The organism is Saccharothrix violaceirubra (assembly GCF_014203755.1).
Taxonomy (GTDB): domain Bacteria; phylum Actinomycetota; class Actinomycetes; order Mycobacteriales; family Pseudonocardiaceae; genus Actinosynnema; species Actinosynnema violaceirubrum.
The window spans coordinates 193,409-210,387 of the sequence record NZ_JACHJS010000001.1 but is presented as its reverse complement, the minus strand read 5'-3'; the positions used below and the strand labels follow the sequence as shown (position 1 = coordinate 210,387).

At 68.8% G+C, this 16,979-nt stretch carries 16 protein-coding genes and 4 tRNA genes; 5 read left to right on the top strand and 15 right to left on the bottom strand.

Annotated features, from left to right (window positions below; all coding sequences use genetic code 11):
* Positions 1–88 precede the first annotated feature (88 nt).
* The 3 genes from rpoB to rplJ form a co-directional block, all read right to left on the bottom strand.
* Positions 89–3,571: a DNA-directed RNA polymerase subunit beta gene (rpoB, locus tag F4559_RS01140; protein ID WP_184665733.1), complete on the bottom strand. Its 3,483-nt coding sequence runs from the start codon at positions 3,569–3,571 to the stop codon at positions 89–91.
* A 497-nt stretch (positions 3,572–4,068) separates the two neighbouring features.
* Positions 4,069–4,458, bottom strand: a complete 390-nt coding sequence (rplL, locus tag F4559_RS01135; RefSeq protein ID WP_184665732.1) for a 50S ribosomal protein L7/L12 — start codon at positions 4,456–4,458, stop codon at positions 4,069–4,071.
* A gap of 55 nt (positions 4,459–4,513) precedes the next feature.
* Positions 4,514–5,059: a 50S ribosomal protein L10 gene (gene rplJ / locus F4559_RS01130; RefSeq protein ID WP_184665731.1), complete on the bottom strand. Its 546-nt coding sequence runs from the start codon at positions 5,057–5,059 to the stop codon at positions 4,514–4,516.
* Positions 5,060–5,321: 262 nt separating this feature from the next.
* Between rplJ and F4559_RS01125 the strand changes: the two genes are divergently transcribed.
* Positions 5,322–6,074 (top strand): hypothetical protein, encoded by a 753-nt coding sequence (locus tag F4559_RS01125; protein ID WP_184665730.1) that lies wholly within the window; start codon positions 5,322–5,324, stop codon positions 6,072–6,074.
* 53 nt (positions 6,075–6,127) lie between these two features.
* On the opposite strand, the gene rplA is transcribed toward F4559_RS01125, so the two are convergent.
* The 5 genes from rplA to F4559_RS01100 form a co-directional block, all read right to left on the bottom strand.
* Positions 6,128–6,844 carry a 50S ribosomal protein L1 gene (gene rplA / locus F4559_RS01120; RefSeq protein ID WP_184665729.1) on the bottom strand — a complete coding sequence of 239 codons (717 nt, stop codon included), beginning with the start codon at positions 6,842–6,844 and terminating at the stop codon, positions 6,128–6,130.
* 224 nt (positions 6,845–7,068) lie between these two features.
* Positions 7,069–7,503, bottom strand: a complete 435-nt coding sequence (gene rplK / locus F4559_RS01115; RefSeq protein ID WP_184665728.1) for a 50S ribosomal protein L11 — start codon at positions 7,501–7,503, stop codon at positions 7,069–7,071.
* Positions 7,504–7,672: 169 nt separating this feature from the next.
* Positions 7,673–8,440 carry a transcription termination/antitermination protein NusG gene (gene nusG, locus F4559_RS01110; protein WP_184665727.1) on the bottom strand — a complete coding sequence of 256 codons (768 nt, stop codon included), beginning with the start codon at positions 8,438–8,440 and terminating at the stop codon, positions 7,673–7,675.
* Between the two features lie 67 nt (positions 8,441–8,507).
* Positions 8,508–8,921, bottom strand: a complete 414-nt coding sequence (secE, locus tag F4559_RS01105; RefSeq protein ID WP_184665726.1) for a preprotein translocase subunit SecE — start codon at positions 8,919–8,921, stop codon at positions 8,508–8,510.
* Positions 8,922–8,953: 32 nt separating this feature from the next.
* Positions 8,954–9,026 (bottom strand) — tRNA-Trp (locus F4559_RS01100).
* A gap of 200 nt (positions 9,027–9,226) precedes the next feature.
* Between F4559_RS01100 and F4559_RS01095 the strand changes: the two genes are divergently transcribed.
* Together F4559_RS01095 and F4559_RS01090 are read left to right on the top strand one after the other, a co-directional pair.
* Complete coding sequence (locus F4559_RS01095) at positions 9,227–10,468, top strand: pyridoxal phosphate-dependent aminotransferase (RefSeq protein ID WP_184665725.1); 1,242 nt, start codon at positions 9,227–9,229, stop codon at positions 10,466–10,468.
* A 217-nt stretch (positions 10,469–10,685) separates the two neighbouring features.
* Positions 10,686–11,120 carry an MmpS family transport accessory protein gene (locus F4559_RS01090; RefSeq protein ID WP_184665724.1) on the top strand — a complete coding sequence of 145 codons (435 nt, stop codon included), beginning with the start codon at positions 10,686–10,688 and terminating at the stop codon, positions 11,118–11,120.
* On the opposite strand, the gene F4559_RS01085 is transcribed toward F4559_RS01090, so the two are convergent.
* From F4559_RS01085 to F4559_RS01060, 6 genes are all read right to left on the bottom strand, one after another.
* Positions 11,117–11,539 (bottom strand): MaoC family dehydratase, encoded by a 423-nt coding sequence (locus tag F4559_RS01085; RefSeq protein ID WP_184665723.1) that lies wholly within the window; start codon positions 11,537–11,539, stop codon positions 11,117–11,119. The two genes, F4559_RS01090 and F4559_RS01085, sit on opposite strands and share 4 nt — an antisense overlap.
* A complete protein-coding gene (locus F4559_RS01080) occupies positions 11,539–11,985 on the bottom strand; it encodes a MaoC family dehydratase N-terminal domain-containing protein (protein ID WP_184665722.1) in 447 nt (148 codons plus the stop codon). The genes F4559_RS01085 and F4559_RS01080 overlap by 1 nt, the downstream gene beginning before the upstream one ends.
* Before the next feature lie 122 nt (positions 11,986–12,107).
* The gene (gene rpmG, locus F4559_RS01075) at positions 12,108–12,272 is read right to left on the bottom strand and encodes a 50S ribosomal protein L33 (protein ID WP_015805323.1); all 165 of its coding nucleotides are present in this window, start codon (positions 12,270–12,272) and stop codon (positions 12,108–12,110) included.
* A 286-nt stretch (positions 12,273–12,558) separates the two neighbouring features.
* Positions 12,559–12,631, bottom strand: a tRNA-Met gene (locus F4559_RS01070).
* Positions 12,632–12,673: 42 nt separating this feature from the next.
* A tRNA-Thr gene (locus F4559_RS01065) sits at positions 12,674–12,749 on the bottom strand.
* A 72-nt stretch (positions 12,750–12,821) separates the two neighbouring features.
* Positions 12,822–15,434: a putative bifunctional diguanylate cyclase/phosphodiesterase gene (locus F4559_RS01060; RefSeq protein WP_184665721.1), complete on the bottom strand. Its 2,613-nt coding sequence runs from the start codon at positions 15,432–15,434 to the stop codon at positions 12,822–12,824.
* A gap of 483 nt (positions 15,435–15,917) precedes the next feature.
* Here F4559_RS01060 and F4559_RS01055 point away from each other — a divergent pair, with 483 nt between their 5' ends.
* Positions 15,918–16,154, top strand: a complete 237-nt coding sequence (locus F4559_RS01055) for a hypothetical protein (RefSeq protein WP_184665720.1) — start codon at positions 15,918–15,920, stop codon at positions 16,152–16,154.
* 253 nt (positions 16,155–16,407) lie between these two features.
* The gene (locus F4559_RS01050; RefSeq protein ID WP_184665719.1) at positions 16,408–16,704 is read left to right on the top strand and encodes a hypothetical protein; all 297 of its coding nucleotides are present in this window, start codon (positions 16,408–16,410) and stop codon (positions 16,702–16,704) included.
* A gap of 70 nt (positions 16,705–16,774) precedes the next feature.
* Here the strand turns inward: F4559_RS01050 and F4559_RS01045 are convergent.
* Positions 16,775–16,856, bottom strand: a tRNA-Tyr gene (locus F4559_RS01045).
* Positions 16,857–16,979 lie beyond the last annotated feature (123 nt).

Here is a 16,979-nt window from a genome sequence, read left to right as displayed (position 1 = left end):
GGATCGGTCGCCCAGGAAGGCGGTGTGGCGGAGCCGGTGGTTCGGTCACCGGGGACGCGGTAGGGGGCGTCCCCGGTGACCGGCGAGGTCAGTTGACGACGTCGTCGACGGAGGGGGACTCGGACCGCGACAGGTTGATGCCGAGGTTCGCCGCCGCCCGCTCCAGGTCCTCGTCGTCGCCGTCGCGCATCTCGATCGCGGCGCCGTCCGAGGACAGCACCTCGACGTTGAGGCACAGCGACTGAAGCTCCTTCAACAACACCTTGAAGGACTCCGGGATACCGGGTTCCGGGATGTTCTCGCCCTTGACGATGGCCTCGTACACCTTCACGCGGCCGAGCACGTCGTCGGACTTGATGGTGAGCAGCTCCTGGAGCGTGTAGGCCGCTCCGTAGGCCTGCATCGCCCAGCACTCCATCTCACCGAAGCGCTGGCCACCGAACTGGGCCTTACCGCCGAGCGGCTGCTGGGTGATCATCGAGTACGGGCCGGTCGACCGGGCGTGGATCTTGTCGTCCACGAGGTGGCCGAGCTTGAGGATGTACATGTAGCCGACGGACACCGGGAACGGGAACGGCTCGCCGGAACGCCCGTCGAGCAGCGTCGCCTTGCCGTTCTGCTTCACCATGCGCTCGCCGTCGCGGTTGGGCAGCGTCGAGCCCAGCAGGCCCATCAGCTCGTCCTCGCGCGCACCGTCGAACACCGGCGTCGCCGTCTTGGTGCCCGGCTCGACGTGGAGCAGGTCCTCGGGCAGGTTCTGCGCCCAGGACTCGTCCCCTTCGAGCGACCAGCCCTGCTTGGCGATCCACCCGAGGTGGGTCTCCAGGACCTGGCCGATGTTCATACGACGCGGCACACCGTGCGTGTTGAGCACGATGTCGACCGGCGTGCCGTCCTCCAGGAAGGGCATGTCCTCGACCGGGAGGATCTTGCCGATGACGCCCTTGTTGCCGTGGCGGCCGGCGAGCTTGTCGCCGTCCTGGATCTTGCGCTTCTGGGCCACGTAGACGCGGACCAGCTCGTTCACGCCCGGGGGCAGCTCGTCGTCGTCCTCGCGGCTGAACACGCGGATGCCGATGACCTTGCCGTACTCGCCGTGGGGCACCTTCAGCGACGTGTCGCGCACCTCGCGCGCCTTCTCGCCGAAGATCGCGCGCAGCAGGCGCTCCTCGGGGGTCAGCTCGGTCTCGCCCTTGGGCGTGACCTTGCCGACGAGGATGTCGCCGGGCTGGACCTCGGCGCCGATGCGGATGATGCCGCGCTCGTCGAGGTCGGCCAGGACCTCCTCGGAGACGTTCGGGATGTCCCGGGTGATCTCCTCGGCGCCCAGCTTGGTGTCGCGGGCGTCGATCTCGTGCTCCTCGATGTGGATCGAGGTCAGGACGTCGTCCTGCACGATCCGCTGGGAGAGGATGATCGCGTCCTCGTAGTTGTGGCCTTCCCACGGCATGATCGCCACGAGCATGTTCTTGCCCAGGGCCATCTCGCCGTTCTCGGTGCACGGACCGTCGGCGATGACCTGACCGTGCTCGACCCGGTCGCCCTCGTTCACGATGGGCTTCTGGTTGATGCACGAGCCCTGGTTGGACCGGCGGAACTTGTGCAGCGCGTAGGTCTGGCGCGAGGCGTCGTCGGCCATGACCGTGATGTAGTCGGCGGAGACCTCCTCGACCACACCGGGCTTCTTGGCCACGATCACGTCGCCCGCGTCGACCGCGACGCGCGACTCCATGCCGGTGCCGACGAGCGGCGACTCGCTGCGCAGCAGCGGGACGGCCTGGCGCTGCATGTTCGCGCCCATGAGGGCGCGGTTGGCGTCGTCGTGCTCGAGGAACGGGATGAGCGCGGTCGCCGCGGACACCATCTGGCGCGGCGAGACGTCCATGTAGTCGACGTCGGCCGGGTCGATGAACTCGACCTCGCCGCCCTTCTTGCGGACCAGGACGCGGTCCTCGACGAAGTTGCCCTCGTCGTCGATCTTCGCGTTGGCCTGCGCCTTGACGTACCGGTCTTCCTCGTCGGCCGTCAGGTAGTCGATCTGGTCGGTGACCCGGCCGTCGACGACCTTGCGGTACGGCGTCTCGATGAAGCCGAACGGGTTGACCCGCGCGAACGAAGACAGCGAACCGATGAGGCCGATGTTCGGGCCTTCGGGCGTCTCGATCGGGCACATGCGGCCGTAGTGCGACGGGTGGACGTCGCGGACCTCCATGCCGGCGCGCTCACGGGACAGACCGCCCGGGCCCAGCGCCGAGAGGCGGCGCTTGTGGGTCAGACCCGCCAGCGGGTTGATCTGGTCCATGAACTGCGAGAGCTGGGAGGTGCCGAAGAACTCCTTGATCGCCGCCACGACCGGGCGGATGTTGATCAGGGTCTGCGGCGTGATGGCCTCGACGTCCTGGGTCGTCATGCGCTCGCGCACGACGCGCTCCATGCGCGACAGGCCCACCCGGATCTGGTTCTGGATCAGCTCGCCGACGGTGCGCAGGCGGCGGTTGCCGAAGTGGTCGATGTCGTCGACCTCGACCGGCACCTCGGTCTCGCCCGGCTGCATCGAGGTCTCGCCCGCGTGCAGGCGGACCAGGTACTCGATGGTCGTGACGATGTCGTCCTCGGTCAGCACGCCGGTGGCGATCGGGGCGGCGAGGCCGAGCTTCTTGTTGACCTTGTAGCGACCCACCTTGGCCAGGTCGTAGCGCTTGTCCTTGAAGAACAGGTTCTCCAGCAGGGCCTGCGCCGACTCCTTCGTGGGCGGCTCGCCCGGACGCAGCTTGCGGTAGATGTCGAGCAACGCTTCGTCGGTGCCCGCGGTGTGGTCCTTCTCCAGGGTGGTCAGCAGGGTCTCACTGAAGGAGAAGCGCTCGCGGATCTGCTCGGTGCTCCAGCCGAGGGCCTTGAGCAGCACCGTGACGGGCTGGCGGCGCTTGCGGTCGATGCGGACACCGACGGTGTCGCGCTTGTCGACGTCGAACTCCAGCCAGGCACCCCGCGACGGGATGATCTTGACGCTGAACACGTCCTTGTCGGTCGTCTTGTCGATCGCCGTGTCGAAGTAGACGCCGGGCGACCGGACGAGCTGGGACACCACGACGCGCTCGGTGCCGTTGATGATGAACGTGCCCTTGTCCGTCATCATCGGGAAGTCGCCCATGAACACGGTCTGCGACTTGATCTCGCCGGTCGTGTGGTTGGTGAACTCCGCGGTGACGAACAGCGGGGCCGCGTACGTCATGTCCTTGTCCTTGCACTCCTCGGTCGAGGCCTTGACCTCGTCGAAGCGCGGGTCGGAGAAGGAAAGGGACATCGAGCCCGAGAAGTCCTCGATCGGCGAGATCTCGTTCAGCACCTCTTCGAGGCCGCCCGTCGGCGCCTCGTCGCCGGCGTCGACGCGACGCTGGAACCACGCCTCGTCGCCGGTGAGCCATTCGAAGGACTGGATCTGGAGGTCCAGCAGGTTGGGCGTCTGGAGCGGCTCGTGAATCTTCGCGAACGAGACCCGCTTCGGCGCTCCGGGGATCCCCGACGTGGAGTTGGTCGCAGCAGTGGCCTTGGTCGCGCGAGAGATCGCCAAGATGCGTCCTTCCAGGGACAGTTAGCCGACTAGCAGCGGACTAGCACGGCTGTCAAGGGTGCGGCGATGCCCGGCAATCCAGCTCTCGGCGAAGGGCAAACGGAAAGAGGGCAGCGCAAAGGGGCAGTCTAGCTACGCGCACGCCAACTGTCGAGAGGCACCTGGAAGGACCTTTCTCGTGTTCAACGACAGAGTGACCCCGCCGACGCCCGCAGTCAAGATGCCACGCGGCGATCACCCCTGTGGCGCAGTGCGCGTTTACTCCGCGTGGCGGGCTTGACCTGCGCAAACACCTCGAAGTGAGCAACGGCGACTCTTTGACGGGGATGCGGACTCGATCGAGGGAACTGTCCGAAACCGCCACCATGCGGCCCGGAAAATGTGACTGACATCACTTGATGTACGTCGGTCGGGTGATATCGCGCGTTCGGCCACAAAAACGAACGGGGCGGACATCCGTGAGGATGTCCGCCCCGTTCAGGCGTCGAAACGCAAGATCACTTGAGCGAGATCTTGGCGCCCGCGGCCTCGAGCTTCTCCTTGGCGGCGTCCGCCACGTCCTTGGCCACGTTCTCCAGCAGCGGCTTCGGAGCGGACTCGACCAGCTCCTTGGCCTCCTTCAGGCCCAGGCCCGAGACGACCTCGCGGACGACCTTGATGACCTGGATCTTCTTGTCGCCGGCGGACTCCAGGACGACGGTGAACTCGTCCTTCTCCTCCTCGGCGGGGGCGGCGGTGGCGCCCGTGCCCGCGACGGCCGCGACGGCGACCGGAGCGGCGGCGGTGACCTCGAAGGTCTCCTCGAACTGCTTCACGAAGGCCGACAGCTCGAGCAGCGTCATTTCCTTGAACGCGTCGAGCAGCTCTTCGGTGCTGAGCTTCGCCATGGTCGGCGGTCCTTTCTAGTGCGACGCCCGAAAGCCGGACGCGTGGGTTCGGTGATCAGCTTTCGGCGGGAGCGTCGGCGGGCGATTCGGCCGCCTTCTTCTCCTGAAGGGCAGCGGCCAGGCGGGCGACCTGGGAAGCCGGGGCGTTGAACAGACCCGCGGCCTTGGCCAGGTTCCCCTTCATCGCGCCCGCCAGCTTGGCGAGCAGCACCTCGCGCGTCTCGAGGTCCGCGATCGCGGTGACCTCGTCGACGCTGAGCGGGCGGCCGTCCATGTAGCCGCCCTTGATGACCAGGGCCTTGTTGTCCTTCGCGAAGTCGCGCAGGGCCTTCGCCGCGTCGACGGGCTCGCCCTCGACGAAAGCGATGGCCGTCGGACCGACGAGCAGGGCCTCGAGGCCCTCGACGCCCGCGTCCTTGGCGGCCAGCTTGACCAGCGTGTTCTTCGCGACGGTGTACGTGGTGCCCGCGCCGAGAGCGCGACGCAGCGTGGTGAGCTGCGCCATGGAGAGGCCACGGTATTCGGTCACGACAGCGGCCGAGCTACCGCGGAACTTGTCCGACAGCTCGGCGACGGCCGAAACCTTGGTGGGCTTCGCCATGATCGCCTCCTCTCTGGGCTGGGGTGACAACACGCCGGCCGCCCGGAGGCACGAAAAAACGCCCCTGCGCGATCGGCACGGGGCGTCGAAAGCGGATCGGAACCCGCCTTGCTTCCTCGTCCTCCTGCGCGGGCCGCCCGCGTGCTCGCGGAGCCTTCGTTCGCCGATCCCAGGGGATCGACGAAGACCGACGGTCTTCGGTGGAACGCGCCAACCGTAGCAAAGGGCCGGAGCCACGACCAAATTCGGCATGATGTGACCTGTGACCGACGAGCCGCCCCGGAGCCCGCAGCAGCCGGACATCGACCCGGAACAGCTCAGGCAGTTCCAGGAATTCCAACGGTTCCAGGAGTTCCAGCGCTTCCAGCAGGCGCAGGGGCAACACGCCCTGCCGCCGAGTTCCCAGCCGGCGGGCGCGCAGCCACCCGTGCCGCTCCCGCCGGACCCGAAGCCCGCCAAGGCACCGGGCAAGCCCCTGTGGCGTGTCCTCGTGGGCAGCAGGCTGTTCCGGCGGCTGGTCTCCCTCGTCCTGGTGCTGCTGGTGCTCTCGTACTTCTACGAGCGGTTCTTCGGCACGGACGACGTCGGCGACGTCGCCGTGGACAGCGGCGGCGACAAGGGCAACGTCATCGCACCGCAGACGCCCTGGGGCATCCAGGGCACGGTGGCGATGTTCTACAAGCACGTGATCACCGACGACGCCGGGCGGGCGTGCGCGCTTTTCAGCGAGGACAGGGCGGAGAAGTCCTTCGCGGACGCGTTCGGCGCACAGGACTGCGCCGCCGCCGTGCACGCGTTGAACAAGCAGGTCACCAACGAGGCCGACTACCGGCAGGTCGGCTTCCCCGCGGAGATGCGCGGCACGCCGAAGGGCGCCGGCGTCGAGGTCAGCTCGTGCGCGCTCCAGGTCACCGGCGGGCCGCGGCTCGGCCGGTTCGTGCTGACCCGGCAGGTCAACAACACGTGGGTGATCAGCGGGTACGAGGCCGAACCCGCCGACTGCGCGACGGGCTGAAACGCGAAGTGCCCCCGGCGTGGGCCGGGGGCACTTCGACGGACTCGCGGACGTCAGACCGCGGCCTCGTCGGCCAGCAGGTTGCGCGTGCGGTTCGGGTCGACCGGGATGCCGGGGCCCATCGTCGTGGAGACGGTGACCTTCTTCAGGTACCGGCCCTTGGCGGCGGACGGCTTCGCGCGCAGGATCTCGTCGAGCGCGGCGGCGTAGTTCTCGACCAGCTTCTCGGCGTCGAACGACACCTTGCCGATGACGAGGTGCAGGTTGGCCTGCTTGTCCACGCGGAAGTTGATCTTACCGCCCTTGATGTCCGTCACGGCCTTCGAGACCTCGGGGGTCACGGTGCCGGTCTTCGGGTTCGGCATCAGGCCACGCGGGCCGAGGATGCGGGCGATGCGGCCGACCTTGGCCATCTGGTCCGGCGTCGCGATCGCGGCGTCGAAGTCGAGCCACCCGCCCTGGATGCGCTCGATGAGGTCCTCGGAGCCGACCGCGTCCGCACCGGCGGCCTCGGCCTCGGCGGCCTTGTCGCCCGTCGCGAAGACGATCACGCGGGCGGTCTTGCCCGTACCGTGCGGCAGGTTCACGGTGCCGCGGACCATCTGGTCGGCCTTGCGGGGGTCCACGCCGAGCCGGATGGCGACCTCGACGGTCGCGTCCAGCTTGACCTTGGACGTGTCCTTGGCGAGCTTGGCGGCCTCCAGCGGCGAGTACAGCCGCTCCCGGTCCACCAGCTCGGCGGCGTTCTTGTACGCCTTGCTGCGCTTCATGCTTCTGTCCTTAAGCAACAGTCGTGGTGCGAGCTGCGCTCAGCTCTCCCACTGTGTTCGATAGCCCCGACTTCGTCGGGGCGGTTCGGTCGCCCTGGAGTCGCCGTCTTCCCTCGTGATTTCGATCGGCCCTTCGGGCGGATCGAAATGACTCAGTCCAGACGGCAACGGCGACCTCACGGCTGGGGATGGCCCCGAGCAGTGGTGAAGACGCGGTGCGGCGGTCAGCCCTCGATGGTGATGCCCATGGAGCGGGCGGTGCCGGCGATGATCTTGGCGGCCTGGTCGACGTCGTTCGCGTTCAGGTCGACCATCTTGGCGGTGGCGATCTCGCGGACCTGGTCCTGGGTGATCTTGGCGACCTTGACGCGGTGGGGCTCGCCGGAGCCCTTCTCCACGCCCGCGGCCTTGAGGATCAGCTTCGCGGCCGGCGGCGTCTTCAGCTTGAAGTCGAACGACCGGTCTTCGTACACGGAGATCTCGACCGGCACCACGGTGCCGCGCTGCGACTCGGTCGCCGCGTTGTACTGCTTGCAGAACTCCATGATGTTGACGCCGTGCTGACCCAGCGCGGGGCCGACCGGCGGGGCGGGGTTCGCCGCACCGGCCTTGATCTGCAGCTTGATGATCGCTGCGAGCTTCTTCTTCTTGGGAGGCATTTCCGTACTCTCTTGTTCCGGCGCGCGACCCTGCCGGCCGCGGCGGTCCGACGGCCCCGCTCGCGCGGGATACCAGTCCCGCTGACAGCGGGAAACCACCCCGCGCGAGCGGGGTGGTTCTGCACGACAGTCGAGGATACCCCGCGCCGGCGGGGTGCCCCCGAACGCGTCAGATCTTGGAGACCTGGCTGAACGACAGTTCGACCGGCGTCTCGCGGCCGAAGATCGACACCAGGACCTTCAGCTTCTGGCCGTCCGCGTTGACCTCGCTGATCGTCGCGGGCAGCGTGGCGAACGGACCGTCCATGACCGTGACCGACTCGCCGACCTCGAAGTCGACCTCGACGGCGGTCTTCACCGGCGTCGACGTGGCCTTCTTGCCCGCGGCGGGCTTCTGCTCGCCCTGCGGCAGGAGGAACTTCAGCACGTCGTCGATCGTCAGCGGCGACGGCTTGGAGGTCGCGCCCACGAACCCGGTCACGCCCGGGGTGTTGCGCACCGCGCTCCACGACGGGTCGTTCAGCTCCATGCGGACCAGGATGTAGCCGGGCAGCACCTTGCGCTGCACCTGCTTGCGCTGGCCGTTCTTGATCTCGGTGACTTCCTCGGTCGGCACCTCGACCTGGAAGATGTAGTCCTCCATGTCGAGCGTCTGGATCCGCGTCTCCAGGTTCGCCTTGACCTTGTTCTCGTAGCCCGCGTACGAGTGCACGACGTACCAGTCGCCGGGCGCGCGGCGCAGGGCCTCGCGCATCTCGGCGGCGGCGTCGATGGGCTCCTCGTCGAGGTCGACGGACTGCGTGGAAGCCGGAGCGGGTTCCTCGGTGTCCTCCGCCGCCTCGTCGGCCTGGTCGACGTCCGCCTCGGTGGCCCCGAGGTCCCGTTCGTCGGTGAGGTCGGCCAACTCGCGGGTGTCAACGCCGTTGTCGGAGGTCACTGTGGGTCTCGCTTCCTTTCGTGCGTCACGTGTCCGGCCACCGCGACGGGCCGCCGGGACGTCCGGCTCAGCCGAACACCTGGAACACGACCGCCGTGAAGCCCGCGTCCAAGCCGTACACCAGCGCGACCATGAAGGCCACGAAGACGAGCACGACCGAGGTGTAGGTGACCATCTGCTTGCGGGTCGGCCAGATGACCTTCCGCAGCTCGCTGACGACCTCACGGACGAAGCGGCCGAACCGCTTGAACAGTCCCGGACGCTTTTCCTGCCCGTCCCGGTTCCGGGTCGGGCGGCCCTTCTTGTCCTCGGTGACGGAGTCGGCCTTGGCGACCTCGCCCGCCTCGGACGGCCGAGCGGCGGAGTCCTTGCGGCCCGCCGGACGGGCGGTACCGCGACGCTCGCGCCGTGCTGCGGCGGTGGACGGCCGGTTCACGCTCTCGCGCTCGTCCGGCTGGTCCTGCTCGCGGCCCTCGCTCATGCCGTCCTCCGCTCAACCATCGCGTTTCGACGCAGGGGCGACAGGACTTGAACCTGCAACCTGCGGTTTTGGAGACCGCTGCTCTGCCAGTTGAGCTACACCCCTTTGGCGCACAGACGGTCCCGGTGGGGACGCCTGCACCTGGCCGGAGCCGTCCTCGACTCTCCTCACGTGGCCCGTGAGGCGGTGTCCGGACGTTCCGAGAACAGAAGCATACGGCACGGTCCACCCGCCTTCCCAACCGGGCTGGTCAGACAGGGGGTACCCGGGGTGGATCACACCCTGCGGTCTGCCACGATTGGGCCATGGCTACGTCCGACACGACCACCGGTACCGGCACCTCCGCACACCCGAGGATCTCGAAGCGGATCGGCGGCATCGCCGAGTCCGCCACCCTCGCGGTCGACGCGAAGGCGAAGGCGCTCAAGGCGGCCGGCCGACCGGTGATCGGCTTCGGCGCCGGCGAACCCGACTTCCCGACGCCCGAGGCGATCGTCGCCGCCGCGCAGGCCGCCTGCGCCGACCCCCGCAACCACCGCTACACGCCCGCGGCCGGCCTGCCCGAGCTGCGCGCCGCCATCGCCGAGAAGACCAGGCGCGACTCCGGCTACGAGGTGGACGCGTCGCAGGTCCTCGTGACCAACGGCGGCAAGCAGGCCGTCTACCAGGCGTTCGCGACGATCGTCGACCCCGGCGACGAGGTGCTGCTGCCCGCGCCGTTCTGGACCACCTACCCCGAGGCGATCACGCTCGCCGGCGGCGTGCCGGTCCAGGTCACGGCCGACGAGTCGACCGACTACCTGGTGACCGTCGAGCAGCTCGAAGCCGCGCGCACGCCGCGCACCAAGGTGCTGCTGCTGTGCTCGCCGTCCAACCCGACCGGTTCGGTGTACAGCCGCGAGCAGCTCGTCGCGATCGGCGAGTGGGCCGTCGAGCACGGCCTGTGGGTGATCACCGACGAGATCTACGAGCACCTGGTCTACGACGGCACCGAAGCCGTGTCGCTGCCCGTCGCCGTGCCCGCGATCGCGGACCGGACGATCGTGCTCAACGGCGTGGCCAAGACCTACGCGATGACCGGCTGGCGCGTGGGCTGGCTGATCGGTCCGGCCGACGTCGTGAAGGCCGCGGCGAACCTCCAGTCGCACCTGACCTCCAACGTGGCCAACGTGTCGCAGCGCGCCGCACTGGAGGCCGTGTCCGGTTCGCTGGAGGCCGTGCACGAGATGCGCGTGGCGTTCGACCGCCGCCGACGCACGATCGTCGAACTGCTGTCGGCGATCCCGGGCGTGGAGTGCCCGACCCCGAAGGGCGCGTTCTACGTGTACCCGTCGGTGAAGGCGCTGATCGGCAAGGAGCTGCGCGGCACCACGATCACCGACACCGTGCAGCTCGCCGCGCTGATCCTGGAGCACGCCGAGGTCGCGGTCGTGCCGGGCGAGGCGTTCGGCACGCCGGGCTACCTGCGCCTGTCGTACGCCCTGGGCGACGACGACCTGAAGACCGGGATCACCCGCTTGGCCGACCTCCTCGGCGAGATCGGCTGACACACCGCTCCCCGTTCCGTCACGAAGGGCGCCCTGCCGGGGCGCCCTTCGTCGTTCCGGCGACCCCCGAAGGCTTGTGGCCGACAGCACCTCGTCGTCGGTCCGTCGCCATCCAATCCATCGGAAGACCCCCTTCAAGAGTGAAAGGGGTAACCCGGAACGCAGACATGCCGATGCTCCATTCAGCCGAATGGATCTTCACCCGAGGAGCATCAGCATGACCGAGTCGGCCAAGCGCCGGAACTGGCTCTTGATGGCGGGCGCGGCCGTGCTCGTGGTCACCGGACTGGCGGCGGTCGCCTCGACCTCCGCGCCCGAGGAGCCCTCGGTCGTCGTCTACGAGGTGACCGGCGAGGCGAAGAGCGCGGTGGTCGTCTACTCGACGTTCACCGAGGCGGGCACCGCGCGCGAGGAGCTGACGTCGTTCCCGTGGCGCAAGGAGTTGACCGTCCACGACGAGGTGCGCGACGGCGTGCTGTCGGTGCAGATGGGCGCGGGCGGCGGTTCGGTCGCGTGCGAGGTCGGCGTCGACGGTGTCGAACGCCGCTCCGCCACCGCGACCGGACCGTTCACCAGCGCCCTGTGCGACGGTTTCCACGGCGACGACTTCTTCCGCGGCACGTGGTACCCGGGCGGCGAACTGCGCTTCTAGGCCAGCCGCACGCGGGCGGAAGCGCCGCCCAGCACCGACTTGCCCTCGAACGCGGCCGTGACGTTGACCTTGAACGTCCCGTCGTCGAGCACCTTGGTCACCTTGGCGGTGACCTCCACGAGCGCGCCCAGGTCGTCGTCGGGCACCGGCACGGGCCGCCCGAAGCGCACCCCGTACTCCAGCACGGCACCGGGGTCGCCGGTCCACTCGGTGACGATCCGGGCGGCCATGCCCATGGTCAACATGCCGTGCGCGATGACGCCGGGCAGCCCGACCCCGACCGCGAACCGCTCGCTCCAGTGGATCGGGTTGAGGTCGCCGGAGGCGCCCGCGTACCGCACCAGGTCGGCCCGCGTGATGCGCAACGTCAACGGCGGCAACGAATCCCCGACTGCGATGTCGGCGGCACGAACGCCCATCACGCACCTTCCCCACGGACGACGAGCGTGCACCGCCCGGTCACGACGGCTTCGCCTTCGGCACTGATCTCCGCGCGCACGGTCAACATGTCGTTGCCCATGCGCGACGTGATGCCGTCCACGTGCAGCACCACTTCGAGCCGATCGCCGGCCGTGATCGGCCGGTGGTGTTCGAACGACTGGTCGCCGTGCACCACCCGGCTGTAGTCCAACCCCAACTCCGGGTCGGACACCAACAGGTCGTTGGCCATGAGCGACACGATGATCGCGAACGTGGGCGGCGCGATCACGTCCTTGTACCCGGCCGCCCGCGCGGCCTCCACCTCCCTGTACACCGGACTGCCGTCGCCAAGCGCATCGGCGAACTCACGGATCTTCTCGCGCCCCACCTCGTACACGAACGACGGCGGATAGGAACGTCCGACAAAGGACTGGTCGAGAGCCACCGCAGCAGGCTACGCGACCCCCTCCCTCTTCCCTCAACACACACGAAAGGGCCCGCCCCGGTTCCCCAGGACGGGCCCCACACACACTCAAGCTCGCGTACGCCACCGGCGACGCGAAACCCTCAGCGGGTCTCCTTGTGCGCCTTGTGCGTCTTGCAGTTCGGGCAGAACTTCTTGATCTCCAGGCGGTCCGGGTCGTTGCGCCGGTTCTTCCGCGTGATGTAGTTACGGTGCTTGCACTCCTCGCACGCGAGGGTGATCTTCGGCCGAACGTCGGTCGCAGCCACGTTTCCTTGCCTTCCTAGAGCACACGATCCCCGAACCCCAGCACGGGCTTACCGCCTGGCGGGCTGACACACACAACACACACAACACACACACAACAACACACGAACCCCCACACCACACACAAAAACCCCACCCATGACCCACCCCGGGCTGGAACGAACCTCAACGGGAAGGGGGTCCAGGGGGGCGAAGCCCTCCCTGGGCGGGGTCTGGGGGCCGCGCCCCCAGTGTGATGCGAAGCGAACCAGGTCCACGCTCTCCGTGGACATGGGTCACCCATTCGCGTAGCGGTGGCCGGACTTGAACCGGCGACACAGCGATTATGAGCCGCTTGCTCTACCAACTGAGCTACACCGCTTCAACAACACGGCCGCGATGCTGGTGCACCGCGGCCAGTCGTTGGAGCCCCTTTACGGAATCGAACCGTAGACCTTCTCCTTACCATGGAGACGCTCTGCCGACTGAGCTAAAGGGGCCTTGCTCTTACCCTTGCGGAGCGAGGTGAACTCTACACAACATCACCGCGAGAGCGAAATCGGGGTCCGGGGTCAGTGGACCAACGTGAGCACCGTCTCATCGCGCGCTCCCCTGACCTGCACGGTTCGCGCTCGCAACCACGCTTCGAAGCGGTCCTCGGACAGCGGCCTGGAGATCAGGTAGCCCTGCGCGACGTCGCAGCCCATGCCGACCAGTTGGTCGCGGGCGGCGTCGTCCTCGACACCCTCGGCGACCACGGTGAGCCCCAACGAGTGGCCCAGTTCCACGATCGAGCGGACGACGGCCATGTCGCCGAGGTCGGTGCCCATGCCCAGGACGAAGCTCTTGTCGATCTTGACCTCGTCCACCGGGAGCTGCCGCAGGTAGGCCAGCGACGAGTAGCCCGTGCCGAAGTCGTCGACCGCGAGCACTACGCCCATCGTGTGCAGCCTGCGCAGCACGGGCAGCGCGCGTTCCGGGTCGGCCATGACACCGGACTCGGTCAGCTCGAACGTGAGCAGCTCGGGCGGCACGCCGTGGCGGACCAGGGCACGGCCGACGCGGTCGGGGAACTCCTCGTCGGCGAGCGTGCGCACCGACAGGTTGACCGCGACGGACATGCGCAGGTCCCGGTCGAGCCAGAGCCGGACCCGTTCCATGGCCTTGTCCATGACGAAGTCGGTGAGCACGTCGACCAGGCCGGTGGCCTCGACGGCGGGCACGAACTCGTCCGGGTCGACGCGGCCGAACTCGGGGTGCTTCCAGCGCACGAGGGCCTCGGCGCCGACGACCTGGCGGCTGGGCAGCGCGACCTTGGGCTGGTAGTGCACGGAGATCTGGCCGTTCTCGACTGCCGACCGGAACTGGGTGACCAGTTGGAAGCGGCGCAGGAACATCTGGCCCATGCTGGGCGCGTAGGCGCGCAGCGGGTTGTTCTCGTTGGTCGCGCTCACGGCGACGTCGGCGCGCTGGAGCAGGGCGTCGGCGTCGGGGTCCTCGACCTCGCAGTCGGCGGTGGACGCCCAGCCGACGACGGCGCTCGCCTCGACCGTGAACCGCTCGACCGGGTAGGGCACGGACAGCGCGTTGCGCAGGCGTTCGGCGATCTCCTCGATGCGCTCGGCGGTGCGGTCGAGCAGCAGGGCGGCGAACGAGCCGCCTTCGAGCCGGGCCAGTGGCACCTCGGGGCCGAGTTCGTCGCGCAGCCGGCGGCCGGCGGTGACGAGCATCTGGTTGCCCCAGACCTGGCCGAGCGCGTCGGACACCGTCGACAGCACGTCGAGGTCGACGCGGACGACGACGGCGAGGTCCGCCTGGCGCATGGGTTCGCCGGTCGCCTCGCGCAGGCCGGGCCGGTTGAGCAGGCCGGTCAGCGGGTCGTGGTAGGCGTCGTGGCGCAGCCGGGCGAGCAGGCGGCGGTTGTCCACGGCCGTGGAAAGGTGGCTGGCGAGTGTGCGCAGGAGCTGGATGTCGGCCTTGCCGAAGCCGCGCCAGCGGCTGAGCCGGTCGTGCGCCTCGACCACGCCGAGCAGTTGCGTGCCCGCGCGCAACGGGACGACGAGCGCCTCCTGCGCCTCGCGCCGGCCGAGGGCGTCGGTGACGTCGTCGCCGCCCTCGCCGACCCGGAAGTACCGGACCTCGGTGCCGGGCAGTTGGAGGAGCGCGTCCTCGCGCAGCAGGCGCGGGTCCTCGCGACGCAGGCCGGGCGGGAGCGGTTCGCCGACGACGAGCGTGCGCATGGGCGTCTGGGGATCGGTGCGCAGGCGCAACACGACGCGACCGGCGTCGAGCTGGTCGCGGATGCGTTCGGCGATCGACTGCCACTCGTCGTCCTCGGCCCGGCCGTCGTCGACGGCGTTGCCCGAACCCGGACCGCGCGGGCCGGTGGCGTGCCGGCCGGACCGCGCGACGCGCAGCGAGACCTCGCCGAGCGCCTCCAGGTCCCGCTGTTCGCGCAGCAGGGCCGAGTACGCGAGGTAGATCGCCGTGATGCCGGCGAAGACGAGCAGGATCAGCAGGCCGCCCCACGGCGCGCGGGTGGCGATCTCGTAGCCGACCAGGCCGGCGGACGTGTTGAGCAGCGCGACGACCAGGGTCTGGAGGACCAGTCGCACGCTGGGGCCGACGCGCATGCCGTTGCCCAGCAACCGCAACGCGGTCAGGCCGAGCAGGCTGGCCAGCAGCGGGACGGCGATCGTGCCGACGAAGGCGCCCGCCCACATCGGGCCGCGTCCGCCGAGGAAGTCCTCGACGCTTTTCGCGACCGCGAAGGCGACAGCGATCTCCATGAACATGAGGCCGGCGTTGTAGACCGCGCGGTCGAGCACCCGGCGGGCCAGCAGCGTGCCGACGCCCGCGACCACGTGCGCGGCGAGCACGACCTCGAACGGTGCCACAAGCAGGCCCAGGACCAGCGGGATCTCGGTGAAGGAGATCGTCCACGCGTCGCCGCTGCGCACGTCGACGTTGATCGCGAGCTGTTCGGCCAGGAGGAACCCGACCACGAGCAGCGGGCCGACCCAGAAGAGGCGGTCGAGGTCCAGGGCGTCCTCGCGCAGCCAGTCGCCGACGGCGTAGGCCGCCGCGACGCCCGCGATGAGGAGCAGGACGGCGAACGCGCTGAACGCGCGGTTCGTCGACCGGGTCGGCGTGCTCGACGCCGCTGCCGACGCGTGGTCGGACATCCAGCCTCCCTCGTCGGCCGCGGGGCACCGCAGGCCGGGTCGCCGGCCTCCGCTCTCCTGGCGTGACTGAGGGGTCCCGAACACCCACCGAGACCCCTCAAGGGTTGTCAATGTACCCCGGTCGGGCGATGAAATGGCAGGTCGACCCACCAATTGCCACAACAAGTGACAGTCCGTCCGCGCCCGTGGACAGGGTGGACGGAAGCGTTTGCGAGTGTTCTTCCCAGCGACGCCGGACGTTCAGCGGGCTCCGGACAGCCCCGGACGGGTCACCCGATCCAGGACTCACGAACGGATGAACGCGCTCGTGGATTTCCCGCAAGCCGCTCCGCCGGGGTCCGTATGGGGGCGTACCGCACCGACCGCCGCGTGCCGGCCGGACTCCACCGTGGTCCGGCAGGGTGAACCACGAGACCCGGTGTACCCGAACATCAGCCGACGCCTCCTCCAGAGCAAGGGGTGTCTCGAAGCAAGGGGGTCGTCATGACGACGGCGGTCGAATTGTCCGGACGGGCCAAGGCCATGCTGCGCGCTGTCGCGGCCGGGCGGGGCGAGCTGTCGGGTGGACGTGAACCGGATCTGTACGTGGACGGCCTGCCGTGCTGCGACCAGACGGTGACCCACGAACTCGTGAACGCGGGCCTGCTGCGCACCCACGCGCGGTTCGGCGTCCGAGTCGGGGCCGAGCTGACGGACCTGGGCCACGCCGCCATCGCGTAACCCTCGAACAAGTGTTCGACATGGGTTATGCTCCGAACCGGGGCCGGCACGCAAGCGGGAGGAAGCGCTTGCGCGTCGGCCCCTCCACCACGGACCGCCCACCCCTCCTCCCGGGCGGAACGACGAAGACCCCCGCGACCGACCAGATCGCGGGGGTCTTCCCATTGCCGGAAAACAAAAGCCCCCACGGGCCGTAACAGGTCGCGACGGCCCGACGAACACCTTCACACCGCCACAGCGTGCTGGAGGGCAGATGACCACGACGCCGGACCGGAAATTCGAGGTCACCGTTGGAAAGTCGGAGGCAGCGCTACTCGGCCCTTCCTGGGAGACAGGTTTCGCCCGACGGACCGTGCAACGCATCGACGAGCAGGCCACCACCGACGAGGCGATCGCGCAGGGCATCGCGGAAGGCGTGATGGTTCTGCACTCGATCCGCCGCATCCTGATCTGGACCGCGGTGATCGTGCCGACCCTCATCACCGGGGCGGTGATCGTGTTGATGGCGGTCGGCGGCGAGTCGTCGTGTACGTCCGTCTACACGTGCTGACGACCCAAGGCCGGGCACGAGAAAGCCCCTGTGACCCGTTCTCGCTGGTCACAGGGGCTTTTCCCTGGTGTGGCGGGTGTAGGATTCGAACCTACGTAGGCTAAGCCGACGGATTTACAGTCCGCTCCCATTGGCCGCTCGGGCAACCCGCCGCGTCCCGGCGTGCGCCGGGGTGCGGACAGAACGATACATAGCCCCTCCAGGGGCCTCGCAACGGGGTATCCCCGGTAGGCTTTCCGCGGTTCGCAGACCCGTCTACGCGGAGGTATCGCGCT

Bases quoted from the DNA above. Each gene is read 5' to 3' on its own strand.
- rplL (WP_184665732.1), bottom strand. From the start codon at position 4,458: ATGGCGAAGCTCAGCACCGAAGAGCTGCTCGACGCGTTCAAGGAAATG.
- rplJ (WP_184665731.1), bottom strand. From the start codon at position 5,059: ATGGCGAAGCCCACCAAGGTTTCGGCCGTCGCCGAGCTGTCGGACAAG.
- rplA (WP_184665729.1), bottom strand. From the start codon at position 6,844: ATGAAGCGCAGCAAGGCGTACAAGAACGCCGCCGAGCTGGTGGACCGG.
- rplK (WP_184665728.1), bottom strand. From the start codon at position 7,503: ATGCCTCCCAAGAAGAAGAAGCTCGCAGCGATCATCAAGCTGCAGATC.
- secE (WP_184665726.1), bottom strand. From the start codon at position 8,921: ATGAGCGAGGGCCGCGAGCAGGACCAGCCGGACGAGCGCGAGAGCGTG.
- F4559_RS01095 (WP_184665725.1), top strand. From the start codon at position 9,227: ATGGCTACGTCCGACACGACCACCGGTACCGGCACCTCCGCACACCCG.
- F4559_RS01090 (WP_184665724.1), top strand. From the start codon at position 10,686: ATGACCGAGTCGGCCAAGCGCCGGAACTGGCTCTTGATGGCGGGCGCG.
- F4559_RS01085 (WP_184665723.1), bottom strand. From the start codon at position 11,539: ATGGGCGTTCGTGCCGCCGACATCGCAGTCGGGGATTCGTTGCCGCCG.
- F4559_RS01060 (WP_184665721.1), bottom strand. From the start codon at position 15,434: ATGTCCGACCACGCGTCGGCAGCGGCGTCGAGCACGCCGACCCGGTCG.
- F4559_RS01055 (WP_184665720.1), top strand. From the start codon at position 15,918: ATGACGACGGCGGTCGAATTGTCCGGACGGGCCAAGGCCATGCTGCGC.
- F4559_RS01050 (WP_184665719.1), top strand. From the start codon at position 16,408: ATGACCACGACGCCGGACCGGAAATTCGAGGTCACCGTTGGAAAGTCG.